Origin of the sequence: Phytohabitans aurantiacus (assembly GCF_027923225.1) — a bacterium.
Lineage (GTDB): Bacteria > Actinomycetota > Actinomycetes > Mycobacteriales > Micromonosporaceae > Phytohabitans > Phytohabitans aurantiacus.
On record NZ_BSDI01000033.1, the window covers coordinates 1 to 14,724 of the forward strand.

The 14,724-nt window shown below is 70.1% G+C and carries 10 protein-coding genes; 8 read left to right on the top strand and 2 right to left on the bottom strand.

Going from position 1 to position 14,724, the window contains the following annotated elements:
- Window positions 1-639: 639 nt before the first annotated feature.
- Complete coding sequence (locus tag QMG73_RS28955; protein WP_281900888.1) at window positions 640-1,608, top strand: NAD-dependent epimerase/dehydratase family protein; 969 nt, start codon at window positions 640-642, stop codon at window positions 1,606-1,608.
- Between the two features lie 11 nt (window positions 1,609-1,619).
- Here the strand turns inward: QMG73_RS28955 and QMG73_RS28960 are convergent, their stop codons facing one another.
- On the bottom strand, window positions 1,620-2,204 hold the full coding sequence (locus QMG73_RS28960) for a TetR/AcrR family transcriptional regulator (RefSeq protein WP_281900891.1): 585 nt from the start codon (window positions 2,202-2,204) through the stop codon (window positions 1,620-1,622).
- Window positions 2,205-2,338: 134 nt separating this feature from the next.
- Between QMG73_RS28960 and QMG73_RS28965 the strand changes: the two genes are divergently transcribed.
- Window positions 2,339-3,268, top strand: coding sequence for a LysR family transcriptional regulator (locus QMG73_RS28965; protein ID WP_281900892.1), 930 nt, complete (start codon window positions 2,339-2,341; stop codon window positions 3,266-3,268).
- Window positions 3,269-3,273: 5 nt separating this feature from the next.
- Here QMG73_RS28965 and QMG73_RS28970 read toward each other — a convergent pair whose 3' ends face one another.
- A complete protein-coding gene (locus QMG73_RS28970; RefSeq protein ID WP_281900893.1) occupies window positions 3,274-4,311 on the bottom strand; it encodes a LacI family DNA-binding transcriptional regulator in 1,038 nt (345 codons plus the stop codon).
- Window positions 4,312-4,532: 221 nt separating this feature from the next.
- Here QMG73_RS28970 and QMG73_RS28975 point away from each other — a divergent pair, with 221 nt between their 5' ends.
- The 6 genes from QMG73_RS28975 (at window position 4,533) to QMG73_RS29000 (ending at window position 14,682) form a co-directional block, all read left to right on the top strand.
- Window positions 4,533-5,429, top strand: a complete 897-nt coding sequence (locus QMG73_RS28975; protein WP_281900895.1) for a carbohydrate ABC transporter permease — start codon at window positions 4,533-4,535, stop codon at window positions 5,427-5,429.
- Window positions 5,426-6,247, top strand: coding sequence for a carbohydrate ABC transporter permease (locus QMG73_RS28980; RefSeq protein WP_281900897.1), 822 nt, complete (start codon window positions 5,426-5,428; stop codon window positions 6,245-6,247). Before QMG73_RS28975 ends, QMG73_RS28980 begins: the two co-directional genes overlap by 4 nt.
- A 40-nt stretch (window positions 6,248-6,287) precedes the next feature.
- A complete protein-coding gene (locus QMG73_RS28985; RefSeq protein WP_281900899.1) occupies window positions 6,288-8,975 on the top strand; it encodes an alpha-L-rhamnosidase in 2,688 nt (895 codons plus the stop codon).
- Window positions 8,975-10,246 carry an ABC transporter substrate-binding protein gene (locus tag QMG73_RS28990; RefSeq protein ID WP_281900901.1) on the top strand — a complete coding sequence of 424 codons (1,272 nt, stop codon included), beginning with the start codon at window positions 8,975-8,977 and terminating at the stop codon, window positions 10,244-10,246. The genes QMG73_RS28985 and QMG73_RS28990 overlap by 1 nt, the downstream gene beginning before the upstream one ends.
- 63 nt (window positions 10,247-10,309) lie before the next feature.
- The gene (locus QMG73_RS28995; protein ID WP_281900903.1) at window positions 10,310-13,474 is read left to right on the top strand and encodes an alpha-L-rhamnosidase; all 3,165 of its coding nucleotides are present in this window, start codon (window positions 10,310-10,312) and stop codon (window positions 13,472-13,474) included.
- Window positions 13,471-14,682 (top strand): glycoside hydrolase family 1 protein, encoded by a 1,212-nt coding sequence (locus QMG73_RS29000; RefSeq protein WP_281900905.1) that lies wholly within the window; start codon window positions 13,471-13,473, stop codon window positions 14,680-14,682. Before QMG73_RS28995 ends, QMG73_RS29000 begins: the two co-directional genes overlap by 4 nt.
- Window positions 14,683-14,724: the final 42 nt, after the last annotated feature.

Sequence of the window (14,724 nt, forward strand, 5' to 3'; positions counted from 1 at the left end):
CTGTCCGCGCCGCGCTGTCCGCGCCGCGCTGTCCGCGCCGCGCTGTCCGCGCCGCGCTGTCCGCGCCGCGCTGTCCGCGCCGCGCTGTCCGCGCGGCGCCCTGCGCGCCGATCAAGGGCATTCGCATGGATCGAGGGCGAATGCACGTGGAAAAGAGATCCAACCGCGTGCGTTCGCCCTTGATCGGCGTGCAGGGCGTGGCTCCGCGCCGCGCTGTTCGTGGCGCGCTGTGCGCGCTGTTCGCGCGGCGCCTTGCGCGCCGATCGAGGGCATTCGCATGGATCGAGGGCGAATGCACGTGGAAAAGAGATCCAACAGCGTGCATTCGCCCTTGATCGGCGGACGTGGCGTGGCGGCACGCCGTCACGGGCGGGCCTGGGGGCGGACGTGCGCAGGAGAGATCCAACCGCGTGCGTTTGCCCTTGATCGGCGCGCAGGGGCGTGGCGACGCGCCGTGCTGGGCGCTTCCGCGGCCTGGCACCCCGCGTCGACACGGTGCACGCGGGCGGGGGTTCGTGTAACGCGGAGGGTGAGGCCGCGGGAGCGGCGGTATGGAGCGCGGCGGACGTCGCGGCAGCTCAAATGGGCGAACTACGGTTGGGCCATGTGCGGCAAGGGACGGCGGCGGGTGAGTGGCTCATGAGGATCGTGGTTGTTGGTGGTAGCGGGCATATCGGCACGTTCCTGATACCCCGGCTGGTCAGGGCCGGCCATGAGGTGGTCAGCGTCAGCCGCGGGCAGCGGTCCAGCTATACGGACGATCCGGCCTGGCGGGATGTGCGGCAGGTGACGGCGGATCGAGCCGCGGAGGATGCCGAGGGCGTCTTCGGCGACCGGGTGGCTGGGCTGCGGCCCGATGCCGTCATCGACCTGATCTGCTTCACGCTGGACTCCGCGACGGCGCTCGTCGAGCGGCTGCGCGGCGAGACCGGGCATCTGCTGCACTGTGGTTCGATCTGGCGGCACGGTCCGAGCCAGAAGGTGCCGATCACCGAAGAAGGCGGGACGCCGCCGATCGGGGAGTACGGGATCGCGAAGGCCGCCATCGCCCGGATGCTGCGGGGGGAGACGAGGTCCGGTGGGCTGGTCACCACGTCGCTGCATCCGGGCCACATCGTCGGCCCCGGGTGGCACCCGATCGGCCCGCTGGGCAACAACGATGCCACGGTGTGGTGCAAGCTGTCGGCCGGGGAGCCGATCGACGTGCCCGGGATCGGTGCGGAGTTCATGCATCACGTCCACGCCGACGACGTGGCGCAGGCGTTCGAGGCCGCCGTCGTCCACCGGGACGCCGCCGCTGGCGAGGATTTCAGCGTCGTCGCGCCGTCGGCTCTCAACGTGCGCGGCTTCGCGGAGATCGGCGCGTCGTGGTTCGGGCAGACCGCGAAGCTGCGCACGGTGACGTGGGACGAGTTCCGGAGCGGCACCGGCGGCGAGGCGGCCCAGGTCAGCTGGGAACACCTGGTCCGCAACCACTACTTCAGCATCGACAAGGCGCGCAGGCTGCTGGGATACGCGCCGCGGTATGAGCCGGAGGCGGCGGTGCTGGAGTCGGTGCGCTGGCTGATCGACCATGGGCGACTCGACGTCGCGAACCCCATCGAGTGACCATGCCGTGATCAATGGCGTCGGGGATTCAGGCCGTCGAAGACCACATTCAAGATCTCTTTCATGTACCCGTTGGGCACCGGCCGGGCGCGCAGTAGCCAATGGTGGTACAGCGGGCCATAAATGATCTCCACGGCCATGTCGAGGTCGGCGTCGGCCCGCAATTCTCCGTTCACCTGCGCCGTCGACAGGCGTTTCGTGGCGTCCGTGACGGCCTTTTCCAGCAGCGCGCGTACGCCGTCGGCGGCGATGTCGTCGGACTGCGCGGCGATGAGCAGGCCGCGCCAGATGGCGCCGGAGTGCGAGGCGAACAGCGCCTCCACCGCCGTCGTCTGGGCGAGCAGGTCGGCCCGTATGTCGCCGGTGTCGGGGAAGTCGGCCGACGTCTCGCGGGCGCGCTGCATGTGTTCGAGCAGCACGGCCGCCTTCGAGGGCCACCAGCGGTAGATGGTCTGCTTCCCGACCCCGGCGCGGGCGGCGATGGCCTCGACCGTGGTCGCGGCGAAGCCGACCTCGGCGCAGAGGTCGGCCGCGGCGCTCAGGATCGCCTGCCGGGCCTGCTCGCTGCGGCGGTTCGGATCGGGCTGTCGGCTCACGATGGACCAGCCTACAGCCAAGCGAGGCGAAACGTCTCGTCTTGACAGCGCCGCGTCTGTCAGGCACAGTCCTCCAGACAAGACAGACCGTCTCGTCTCACCGCTTCGCCATCCAGCCGGAGGTCGATACCGACATGGAGCTACGCGATATCGAGATCTTCCTGGCCGTCGCGGAGGAGCTGCACTTCGGTCGCGCCGCCCAGAAACTGCACGTGAGCCAAGCGCGGGTCAGTCAGTCGATCAAGAAACAGGAACGCCGCGTCGGTGGTCTGCTCTTCGAGCGGACCAGCCGCATGGTCCAGCTCACCCCGATCGGCAGCCGGCTGCGCAGTGACCTGCGCGAGGCGTACGACCTGATCCAGAACGGCCTGGCCACCGCGTCGGGCGCGGCGCACGGCACCTTCGGCACCCTGCGGCTCGGCGTGATGGGCGTGATGGGCAACGAGATCAGGCCGCTGACGGCGGCGTTCACCGCCCGCTATCCGTCGTGCCCGGTCGAGGTCACCGAGTTCCACTTCAGCGACCCGTTCTCGGCGCTCCGCGCCGGCGACGTCGACGTGCAGCTGATGTGGCTGCCGGTCCGCGAGGACGACCTCACCGTCGGACCCGTCGTCCGCACCGAGGGCCGCGCGCTGGCCGTACCCGAGACCTGCGATCTCGCCGGACGCCAGACGGTGTCGCTGGAGGACCTCGCCGGCCGTACCACGCCCGATCCCGGGCCGGAAGCGCTCGGGTACTGGTTGCGGGCGATGTTTCCCGCGTCCACGCCCGGTGGCCGCCTCATCCGTCGTGGCCCGCGCGCCCGCACCTGCCACGAGCTGCTCACCCTTGTCGCCGCCGGGCAGGTCGTCAGCCCGGTCAACGCGCACTTCACCCGCTACTACACCTATCCGGGGGTGGTCTACCTGCCCATCGAGGACGCACCGCCGACGGAGTGGGCCCTCGTCTGGCGTACCGGCCGCGAGACGCCCGTGATCCGCGCCTTCGCCCAGCTCGCGCAGTGCTACCGGCACCGTCCCAGCGCGGGGCGGCTGGGCCGGCCGCAGATGGCCGCGGCCGTCTGAGGCTCCTACCGCGGTGGCGCGGTGCTGCGCCGGGGTACCAGGGTGGGGGAGAGCTTGATCTGCGCGGTGGGCCGGCCTCGGGCGGCTATGCGGTCGAGCAGCAGGCGTGCCGCGTGGGCGCCGATCTGGTACCCGGCCTGGTCGACGCTGGTCAGCGAGATCGGCCGGAAGGCGGCGAAGGTCGTGTTGTCGTAGCCGGCGACGGAGATGTCCTCCGGCACGCGCAGGCCCGCCTCGGCGATGGCGTCGAGCACGCCCATGGCGACGATGTCGGCGCCGGCGAAGATGGCGGTGGGTCGGGTGGGCCGGGCCAGCAGCTGCTGGGCTCCGAGGTAGCCGCCTTCCTGGGTGTAGGTGGTCGAGGCGATGTCGATGTGGTCGGCCAAGCCGCGGGCCTGCATGGCGTGCCGGTAGCCGGCGGCGCGGATGGCGTTGGGCATCTCGGCGAGCCGGTCGGGGTCGGTCTCGTGATGCTCGATGTGCGCGATCCGCTGGTGGCCGAGGTCGGCGAGGTGGTTGACGACCAGGGCGCCGCCGGTGAGGTCGTCGTCGGCCACGGTGTCGTACGTGGGGGAGTGGCCGTGGCGGCCCACGACGACTGTCGGCACGGTGGAAGCGACGGATTCCAGGTGCTTGCGTGCCGAGATGGGCGCGATGAGGATCATCCCGTCCATGCTGCGGTCGATCATGGCGTGGGTGACCCGGGCCTCCTCGGCCTCGCCGTTGCAGCCGGGGCCGAGCAGCACCTGGTAGTCGGTGCCGCCGAGCTGGTCGGTCAGGCCGTCGAGGATCTGGGCGAAGAACGGGTTGATGATGTTCGGTAGCATCACGCCGATGGTGTAGGTCTGCCCGCGCATGCCGCGAGCGGCGGCGTTGGGCCGGTAGCCGAGCTCCGCGATGGCCTGCCGCACCTTGGTCTGCATCGTCGGGCTGACCCCGTACGCGTTGCGCAGCACCTTCGACACCGCGGTCGTGGAGACCTGGGCGTGCCGCGCGACGTCGACGATGGTGATTCGTCGAGACGGCGATGACGGCTTGTCCATCCGGGCTACCTCTCGGGTGCGTGTGTGCAACGTTGCCTCGCGAGTCTAGACCGCCTTTCCGCTGGTGGACACCTTGAGGTCTTGACGACCGCACGATGACCTCCTAGGGTCAGGCGCAACATTTCTGTAAAACGTTACCCACGAACACTCTCGCCCGCTGTAAGTGCGCATCGCTGGTGTGGCTGCCTGGATGAAACGTTCCAAGAGAGTAGATCCAACGCATGACAACTACGCCAAACAGGCATAAACGTGGCCCCGCGCCGCCGTGGTGGTTCGCGGCGCCCGCGATGCTGCTGTTCGCCTTCGTGGTCCTGGTGCCCAGTGCGCGGGGCGTGTACTACGCCTTCACCGACTGGGACGGCCTGAGCCCGGACTTCTCGTGGATCGGGCTGGGCAACTTCACGACCATGGTCGGCGACGCGACCGCCCGCCAGGCGATCTGGCACACGCTGCTGATCGCCGTGGCGATCACGATCATCCAGAACGGCGTCGGGCTGCTGCTCGCCCTGGGTGTCAACTCGATGATCAAGTCGCGGAACGTGCTGCGGGTACTGCTGTTCGCGCCCGCCGTGGTGACCCCGATCGTGACCGCGTACCTGTGGCGCAACCTGCTCGGCCCGGACGGTGCGGTCAACAGCCTGCTCGGCGCGGTCGGCCTGACCTCCTGGCAGCAGGACTGGCTGGGCGATCCGCAGCTCGCGCTCTGGGCGGTCGTCGGCGTGATCGTGTGGCAGTTCGCCGGATACTCGATGGTCATCTTCCTGGCCGGGCTGCAGTCGGTGCCGAAGGAGATCTACGAGGCCGCCGCGATCGACGGCACCGGCCCGGTACGCCGTTTCTGGTCGATCGTCAGGCCGTTGCTCGCGCCGGCGTTCACCATCAACCTGATGCTGTCGATCATCGGCGGTATCAAACTGTTCGACCAGGTCTTCGCCCTGACCGGCGGCGGGCCTGGCCACGCCACCGACACCATCTCCACCCTCATCTACAAGGAAGCCTTCACGCTCGGCGAGTTCGGTTACAGCATCGCCCTCGCGGTGGTGTTGACGATCATCGTGGCGGTCGTCTCGACCGGCCAGTACTTCTTCCTGGCCCGCAACGAGAGGGCCGCGTCGTGAACCGGTACCGGTGGCGCACCTTCGCGCTCGAGTTCGTGATGATCGCGGCGGCGGTGGTGGTCGCCTTCCCCGTCTACGTGTTGGTGAACCTGGCGATCCGGCCGGCCTCGGACACCTCGTCGCCGCTGCGACCGACCACACGGCCCACATTGGACAACTTCACCGAGGCGTGGCGGGAAGGCGCCCTGGGCGGCGCCCTGACCAACAGCGTCATCGTCACCACCGTCAGCGTCTTCATCGTCCTGGCGGTCTCGTCGCTGGCCGCGTACCCGCTGGCCCGGGCGACCGCCAAGTGGTCGCGGGGCATGTTCCTGCTGATCATGCTGGGGCTCGTCCTGCCGTTCCAGCTCGCGGCGTTGCCGCTGTACCAGAGCATGCGGGATCTGGGGCTGCTGGGCAGCGTGTGGGCGCTGATTTTGTTCTACTCCGGGCTGCAGGTGCCGTTCACGACGTTCCTCTACATCGGGTTCATGCGCGCGCTGCCCCGCGACTTCGAAGACGCCGCGCTGATCGACGGGGCGACCTCGCTGCAGGCGTTCCGGTACGTGCTCTTCCCGATGCTCAAGCCGATCACGGTTACCGCGCTGGTCCTCAACGCGATCTCGGTGTGGAACGACTTCTTCACCCCGCTGCTGTACCTGTCCGGCAGCGACCAGCAGACCGTGCCGGTCGCGATCGCCGGGTTCGTGGGCCAGTACGTCTCCGAGTGGAACCTCATCTTCGCCGCCCTGGTGATCAGCATCGTGCCGATCCTGGCCGTCTACTTCGCGCTGCAGCGCAGCATCATCAACGGCTTCGCCGGAGGGCTCAAGGGATGACACCGCGCATCGTCAACGGCTTCGCCGGAGGGCTCAAGAAATGACACCGTATGGCTTGCGGACCGAGCAGCGGCACGAACCGCTGGGCATGGGAGAGTCGCGCCCGCGGCTGTCCTGGCGGCTGGAGTCCGAGCGGCGCGGGGCGGCGCAGAGCGCCTACCGGATCACCGCGGCCGAACGCGAGGCCGACCTGGACGACCCGGCGCGGCTCGTGTGGGACAGCGGCCGGTGCGAGGGCGGCGACGGGATCGGCGTGCCCTGGAACGGCCAGCCACTGCGCTCGGCGACCCGGTACCACTGGCGGGTCGAGGTGTGGGACGAGACCGGGGCGCCGGCCGGCCAGGCACAGACCTGGTTCGAGACCGGGCTGACGCACCGCGAGGACTGGGCCGCCGTGTGGGTGGGACGCGATCCGCTCGCGGAACCGCCCGTCGACCCGCCGGGGGCGGATTCGGGCCCGTTCGGGTTGCCGCCGCTGTACCTGCGCCGGGCGTTCCGCCTGCCCCACCGGCCGGTACGCGCCCGGCTGTACGCCACGGCCCGCGGCGTGTACGAGCCGCGGCTGAACGGCGCCCGGGTCGGCGACCTGGAGCTGGCGCCCGGCTGGACCGAGTACCACCACCGGCTGCAGTACCAGGCGTACGACGTCACCGACCACCTGCGCGAGGGCTCGAACGTGCTCGCCGCGATCGTCGCGGACGGCTGGTGGCGCGGACACGTCGGCTTCGACGGCGGCCGCCCCGCGCGGCACTACGGCGACGAGCCGGCGTTCCTGGCCCAACTGGTGATCGACTACCCCGACGGCTCCCGCCAGGTCGTCGCCACCGACGCGGACTGGCGCGAGCGGCCGGGCGCGATCCGCTCCGCCGACCTGCTGATGGGCCAGTACGTCGACGCCCGCGAGCACGTTGCCGGCTGGGACGCTCCCGGCGGGGGTGACGGGTTCCGCCCGGTCGCGGTGCTGGACAGCGACCCGGGCCCGCTGGTCGCCGAACCCGACGACCCGATCCGCGTCACCCGCGACGTCGCCCCCGCCGACATCCGCCAGAAGGCACCGGGCCGCTTCGTCGTCGACTTCGGACAGAACCTCGTCGGCCGCGTCCGGCTCGCCGTCCGCGGCGCGGAAGCGGGGCGCCGGATCGTGCTGCGGCACGCGGAGATGCTCGCCGACGGCGAACTGTACGTCGACAACCTGCGCCGCGCCGCGGCCACCGACGTGTACGTCGCGGGTGGCGGTGACAGCGAGGTGTTCGAGCCGCGCTTCACCTTCCACGGCTTCCGGTACGTCGAGATCGCCAACCACCCGGGTGTGCTGTCCACATCGGACGTCACCGCGCGGGTACTGCACAACGACACCCCCTGGACCGGCCACTTCGAGTGCTCCGACGCGATGGTCAACCAGCTGCACTCGAACATCACCTGGGGGCAGCGGGGCAACTTCCTCGCCGTTCCCACCGACTGTCCACAGCGCGACGAGCGGCTGGGCTGGCTCGCCGACGCGCAGATCTTCGCACCGACCGCGAGCCGCAACGCCGACGTGTCCGCCTTCTTCGCCCGCTGGATGAAGGACGTGCTGGAAGGGCAGGACGCCGGCGGCGCGTTCCGCGACGTCGCGCCGCTCATCTCGATGTACCGCGAGGCCGCTCCGGCGTGGGGTGACGCCGGGGTAATCATCCCGTGGCACCTGTGGCGCGCCTACGGGGACCGGCGCGTGCTGGAGCGCTGCTTCGACGCCATGCTCGCCTGGGTCCGGCACATCCGGCGGCACAACCCCGACCTGCTGTGGCGGCACCGCACCGGCAACTCGTACGGCGACTGGCTGCAGGTCGACGTGACCACGCCGCGAGACGTGCTGTCGACGGCGTACTTCGCGCGCAGCACCGAACTGGCCGCGCGGGCCGCCGAGGTCTTGGGCCGGTCCACCGAGGTCGGTGAGCTGCGGGCGCTGCACGACGCGATCCGCGCGGCGTTCATCGGGGCGTACGTGCGCGAGGACGGCACGGTCGAAGGCGGCACGCAGACGGCGTACCTGCTGGCGCTCGGGTTCGGGCTCGTGCCGGACGAGCTGGTGCCGGCCGCCGTGGGGCATCTGGCCGCCGACATCGAGAAGCGGGACCACCGGCTCACCACCGGGTTCGTGGGCGTGGCGCTGCTGTGTCCGGTACTGGCCGACCACGGCCGCGCCGACCTCGCGTACGCCCTGCTGCACCAGGACCGGTACCCGTCGTGGGGGTACTCGATCCGGCACGGCGCCACGACCATCTGGGAGCGCTGGGACGGCTGGACCGAGCACGCCGGGTTCCAGTCGCCCGCCATGAACTCGTTCAACCACTACAGCCTCGGCAGCGTCGGCGACTGGCTGTACGGCCGCGTCGCCGGCATCGACCAGACGCCCGGATCGGTGGCGTACCGCGAGCTGCTGCTGCGGCCCCTGCCCGGCGGCCGGCTCACCTGGGCGCGCGCCGAGCAGCACACCGTACGGGGGCGGGTGGCCTGCGGATGGTCACTCGCCGACGGCCGGATCACCGTGACCGTGACGGTGCCACCCGGCAGTACCGCACTACTGGAGATCCCCACCACCGATCCCGACAGCGTCCGCGAAGGCGGCGCACCGGTCGCGGGCCGGCCCGGGGTTCTCGGCGTGGAGGCGTCCGCCGCGGGGGTGACCCTGCGGCTGGCGTCCGGCCAATACACCGTCAGCGCCGATTTCACCTTCCAGGAGACATGATGAACACACGTAGATTTCCGGTCCTGCTGGCCGTGACGGCCGCGGCGACCGCCGTCACGACGCTGGCGGCTTGTAGCGGCGGCACCAACGCCGGCTCGGACTCCGACTCCAAGACGCTGACTGTCGCCTCAGTCGACCAGGGGTCCCTTGAAGACGTGGTGAAGGCGTTCGAGGCGGCCAACCCGGGCGTCAAGGTCAACTTCACGACCGGCGGCGCTGACCAGTACACGCAGCAGATCCGCACGCAGTTGCCGGCCGGTACCGCGCCGGACGTGTTCACGGTCTGGCCGGGCAACGGCAACGCCGCCACCACGTACGTGCTGGCCAAGGCCGGCTACCTGCTCGACCTGTCGAGCCAGCCGTGGGCCTCCAAGTACCCGGCCACGCTGAAGAACCTCGCACAGTACGAGGGGAAGACGTACACCGGGATCTTCGGGCAGAACGGCATCGGCGCCATCTACAACGACCAGGCGATGCAGAAGGCCGGCCTGAACGCGCCGGGTACCTGGACCGAGCTGCTGGCCTTCTGCAAGGCCGCCGCCGCCAAGGGCACCCCGGCCTTCGCCCTGGGTATCCAGGACCTCTGGGTCACCCAGATCGTCCTGTTCGCGCTGGTGGCCACCGTCGTCTACGGCGAGGACAAGGACTTCGACACCAAGATGCAGGCGGGCCAGGCCACCTTCGCGGCGTCGCCGTGGACCACGGCGATGGCCAAGTACCAGGAGATGAACACGGCCGGCTGCTTCCAGAAGAACCCGCTGGGCACCAGCTACGAGGCCAGCCAGGACCTCGCCGCCAGCGGCAAGACCCTCGGGATCATCCAGGGCAACTGGGTCGTCGCGCTGCTCAAGGGCAAGAACGCGGCCGGCACCTTCTCGCTGAAGGCGCTGCCGGCCACCGACGACCCGGCGAAGTTCGTCATGCCCGCCGCGGCCGGCGCCGGCTACGCGGTCAACGCCAAGGCCAAGAACAAGGAGCTGGCCATCAAGTTCGTCGACTACGTGATGTCGCCGGAAGGCATGACCGTGTTCAACAAGAAGCAGGGCAGCCTTCCGGCCCTGCCCGACACCGGCTACGCGGGCGACCCGGCCTTCGCCGAGGTCCAGAAGTACATCAGCGAGAACCGCAGCGTGCCGTTCATGGACCAGCTGTGGCCGAACCCGAAGGTCCAGCAGACCATGCTCACCGGCCTGCAGGAGATCTTCAGTGGACAGTCCACTCCGGACAAGGTCCTCACCGCCATGGACACCGACTACAAGGCAGGTAGCTAGGCCCCGTCGGGCCCCGCTGGCGGCGAGCGTCGGCGGGGCCCGCTCCCGAGAACGGAGGGCACAGTGTCAGGAATCAAGCTCCGCCGGCGTGCGCTGGCGGGCATGGGAGTGTGCATGACCCTGCTCGCGTCGCAGGCCCTGAACGCCACGCCGGCCGCCGCGCACGGCGACCGGCCCGCGGTCGAGGTCGTCAACCTCACGGTCGACGGCAGGCACGGCGATCAACTCGGTATCGACAACACCGCACCCACGTTCGGCTGGCAGTTCGTCCACACTCGACAGGGCGCCGGCGACCGGCAGACCGCGTACCAGATCCGGGCCTGGTCCACGTCGGGCCTGCTGTGGGACTCCGGCAAGGTGCGCTCGGCCGTGCAGACCGGCATCCGGTACGCCGGCAAGGCGCTCGACTCCCGCGAGCGCGTCACGTGGCGGGTGCGGATCTGGGACGCCGACCGGCGCCCGTCCGACTGGAGCGAACCGTCCACATGGGAGATGGGCCTGCTCGACCAGAGCGACTGGGGATCGGCGCGCTGGATCGAGTACCCGGGCCGCACCGAGGCCCAGCCCATGCCCATCTTCGCCCGCCAGTTCGGCGTCGACCGGCACCGGAGCGTCAGCGGCGCCCGCCTCTACCTGTCCGGCGTCGGCCTGCACAAGCCCACGCTCAACGGGCGCACCCTGACCGACGAGGTGCTCGCCCCCGGCAACTCCAACTACCAGCTCTCCAGCGAGTACCGCGCCTACGACGTCACCGATCAGCTGCGCAAGGGCGGCAACACCCTCGGCGTCCAGCTTGGCAACGGCCCGGCCTACGTGCGCCGCAGCGTCACCAACCCCGCCACCGGCCGCACCGCGCCGTACTCGTGGTGGCAGAGCCAGCTCAAGGGCGGCGGCACGCTGACCGCCGACGCCGAGGCCGGCGCCACCACCGTCACGCTCGACAGCGTCACCGGGTACCACGTCGGTGGCACCATCAACGTGGACACCGGCAACGGCGGCGACAGCCTCGAATCCCGCGTCATCACCGCGATCGGCACCGCCGACATCTCGTTCACCCCGGGACTGGACAAGCCGCACGCCGCCGGCGCGCTCGTGACCGGATCGGGCAACAACATCGCAGCCAGCGATCCCAGCGCGGGCGCCGCCGTCAGCCCACGCTTCATCGCGCGGCTGGAGATCTCGTACGCGCACGGCGCCACCGACGTCATCGTCAGCGACCGCCGCTGGCGGGCCGCGCTCGGGCCGCTGGTGACCGACGCCTGGTACTCCGGCGCGGACTACGACGCCCGCCGCGAGCAGCCCGGCTGGGACCGGCCCGGCTCGGACCTGTCCGCCACCGCGACCCGCCGTGACGGCACCGCGACCGGTTGGATCGACGCCGGCATCGCCCCACCACCGAACCTCGCCACCAGGCTCGTGGCCCGTGCCGCCGAACCGGTGAAGGTCGTCGAGACGTTCACGCCGGTGTCGATGACGAATCCGGCACCCGGCACCTGGGTCTTCGACTTCGGGCAGAACATCGTCGGCTGGCCGCGGCTGCGGCTGGCCGCCGGCGTGCCGGCCGGAACCACCATCCGCATGTCGCCGGCCGAGTCGCTGGCCGCCGACGGCACCGTCGACCAGGCGTCGCTGATGGGCGGCGGCGGCAGCCGGGGGCGCGACCTGTTCAACACGTACACCACCGCCGGGCTGCCCGGCGGCGAGAGCTGGCACCCGGACTTCAACTACTTCGGCATGCAGTGGATCCAGGTCACCGGCCTGCCCGAGGGATACGTGCCCGCAAAGGACACCGTCACCGGACTGCGGCTGCAAGCCGACACACCGGTGGCCGGCGAGGTGACGACCTCCAACGCGCGGATCAACCGCATCCACAAGATGGCCCGCTACTCCTTCGCCAGCAACACCATGTCGGTGCTCACCGACTGTCCCGGCCGGGAGAAGCTGTCGTACCCGGCGGACTACACCATGCCGATGGGCGCCATCCACCGCAACCACCAGCTCGACGCGTACCTGCGCACCACCATGCGCCACCTCGTCGAGGGGCAGTCCGTCGCGGACACGCCGATGTTCGGCAACGTGGCGCTCAAGACACCCGTCTACGACTGGGGCTACACCGGCCGCTTCGGCGACGAAATCAACTGGGGCAACGGGATCATTCTCGTGCCCGCCATCCTGTACGAGCTCTACGGCGACACCCAGACCATGGCCCGGTACTACGACCGGATGGTCGCGTTCGCCGACTACATCGCGCGCGAGAAGGCCGGCACCGGCGCCGACGCGCACATCGTCGACGCCGCCCTGGCCGACTGGATCTCCGCCGAGCAGACCTCTGGCCGGATCACCGGCACGTGGGGCTACTACGTGATGATCACCAAGCTCGCCATGATGGCGGAGCTGACCGGTCATTCAGCCGACGCTGTTCACTATCAGGCTCTAGCCGGGGAGATCAAGACGGCGTTCAACGCGCACTTCTACAACACCACGCTGCGCCGGTACACCGCCACCGGGAACGGCGGCACCGCTGGCGCCACCCAGGGGGCGCAGGCGCTGGCCCTGGACGCCGGGCTGGTGCCGGACGGCGAACGCGCGGCGGTGCAGGACGCGCTCGTCGAGCTGGTATACGCGTTCCACCCCAACGGCGACGGGCCGCACTTCAGCCCCGGCACGATCGGCATGGCGGCGACCGTCCGGTCGCTGGCGGCCGCCGGGCGCGACGACCTTCTGTGGGAGCTGCTGCAGGAGGACGACCTGCCCAGCTACGGCTACTTCATGGCGCCCACCGTCGCCAACCCGGGCGGGATGACGACCATCGGGGAGAACTGGAACCGCGGCGCGTCGAAGAACCACATGATCCTGGCCCAGATCGAGGAGTGGTTCCACACTGGACTGGTGGGCATCCGCGAGGCGCCCGGCTCGGTCGCGTACCGGCAACTGGTCTTCCAGCCGAAGGTCGTCGGCGACCTGACGTTCGTCAAGGGCAGCTACCGCACGCCGGCTGGCCTGGCCCGCTCGGAGTGGAGCAAGCACGACCGCCGGTTCCGCATGACGGTCACGGTGCCGACCAACACCAGCGCCGAGGTGTGGGTGCCCACTCGTGGCGGCCACGTCGTCGACCGGCCGCACCGGGCCACGTTCGTGCGCATCGACGGTGACTACGCCGTCTACCGCGTCGGGTCGGGCACCTACACCTTCACCACCTCCACATCCATCTCGAAATCCATGACATGAACCAAGCCGACTTTCCGGCCGCCTTCCTCTGGGGGGCGGCCACGTCGGCCCACCAGGTCGAGGGCGGAAACGTCAACAGCGACTGGTGGGACTTCGAGCACCGGCCGGACACGGCGGCGCGCGAGTCGTCCGGCGACGCGATCGACCACTTCCACCGGTACGCCGACGACTTCGCGCTGCTGAGGTCCATGGGCCACAACGCGCACCGGCTGTCGGTGGAGTGGGCCCGCATCGAGCCGGCGCGGGGAGAGTTCAGCCGGGCGGCCATCGCGCACTACCGGCGGGTGCTGACCGCGCTCGCCGGGGCGGGCATGACCGCTTTCGTTACCCTGCACCACTTCACGCTGCCGCGCTGGTTCGCCGCGGCCGGTGGCTGGCTCGCCCCGGACGCCGTCGAGGCGTTCGCCCGGTACTGCCGCCGCGTCGCCGCCGAACTCGGCGACCTGATGCCGTACGTGTGCACCGTCAACGAACCGCAGATGGTGGCTCTGCACGGCTACCTGGAGGGGTACCACCCGCCCGGAATCACCAACCCCACGTTGTGGAAGCGCGCCGGACAGGTACTGCTGGAAGCCCACCACGGCGCCGTCCGCGCGGTCCGGGACGCGTCCCCGCGGTCCCGCGTCGGCCTCGCCGTGAACCTGCCGCTGCTCGCCCCCGCCCGCAACGACGACGCCTGCTGGTCCTTCCACCGGCTCATGCGGCATGAGATCGTCGACCGATACCTCGACGGCCTCACCGGGCCCGACCGCGGCGACTGGCTCGGCGTGCAGTACTACCGCAAGCAGTGGGTGGATCCCGCCTCGCCCACGTTCTTCGCCGATCCGCCCGAAGGCTTCCGGCGCACCCAGATGGGGTGGGCCGTTTACCCGGACGGGTTGCGCCAGGTGCTGCACCGGGCCGCCGAGACCGGCCTGCCGCTCTACGTGACCGAAAACGGCATCGCCACCGAAGACGACACCGAACGCGTCGAGTACCTGCGCACGCACGTCGCCGCCGTCGCGCGGGCGATCGCCGAGGGCGTCGACGTGCGGGGCTATCTGCACTGGTCGGCGTTCGACAACTTCGAGTGGAGTGAGGGGTACCGCCCGAAGTTCGGCCTGATCGCCGTCGAGTCCGACTTCACCCGGGTACCCAAGCCGAGCGCGGGGATATTCACCAAGATCGCGATGACCGGCACTCTTGACCAAGTGAAGGGGAGTGTTTAGCGTTTTACCCACGAGGTCGATGAATCGTTTCATCTCCGCTTG

Coding starts and splice junctions, on each gene's coding strand:
- QMG73_RS28955 (WP_281900888.1), top strand. CDS start 640: ATGAGGATCGTGGTTGTTGGTGGTAGCGGGCATATCGGCACGTTCCTG.
- QMG73_RS28965 (WP_281900892.1), top strand. CDS start 2,339: ATGGAGCTACGCGATATCGAGATCTTCCTGGCCGTCGCGGAGGAGCTG.
- QMG73_RS28970 (WP_281900893.1), bottom strand. CDS start 4,311: ATGGACAAGCCGTCATCGCCGTCTCGACGAATCACCATCGTCGACGTC.
- QMG73_RS28975 (WP_281900895.1), top strand. CDS start 4,533: ATGACAACTACGCCAAACAGGCATAAACGTGGCCCCGCGCCGCCGTGG.
- QMG73_RS28985 (WP_281900899.1), top strand. CDS start 6,288: ATGACACCGTATGGCTTGCGGACCGAGCAGCGGCACGAACCGCTGGGC.
- QMG73_RS28990 (WP_281900901.1), top strand. CDS start 8,975: ATGAACACACGTAGATTTCCGGTCCTGCTGGCCGTGACGGCCGCGGCG.
- QMG73_RS29000 (WP_281900905.1), top strand. CDS start 13,471: ATGAACCAAGCCGACTTTCCGGCCGCCTTCCTCTGGGGGGCGGCCACG.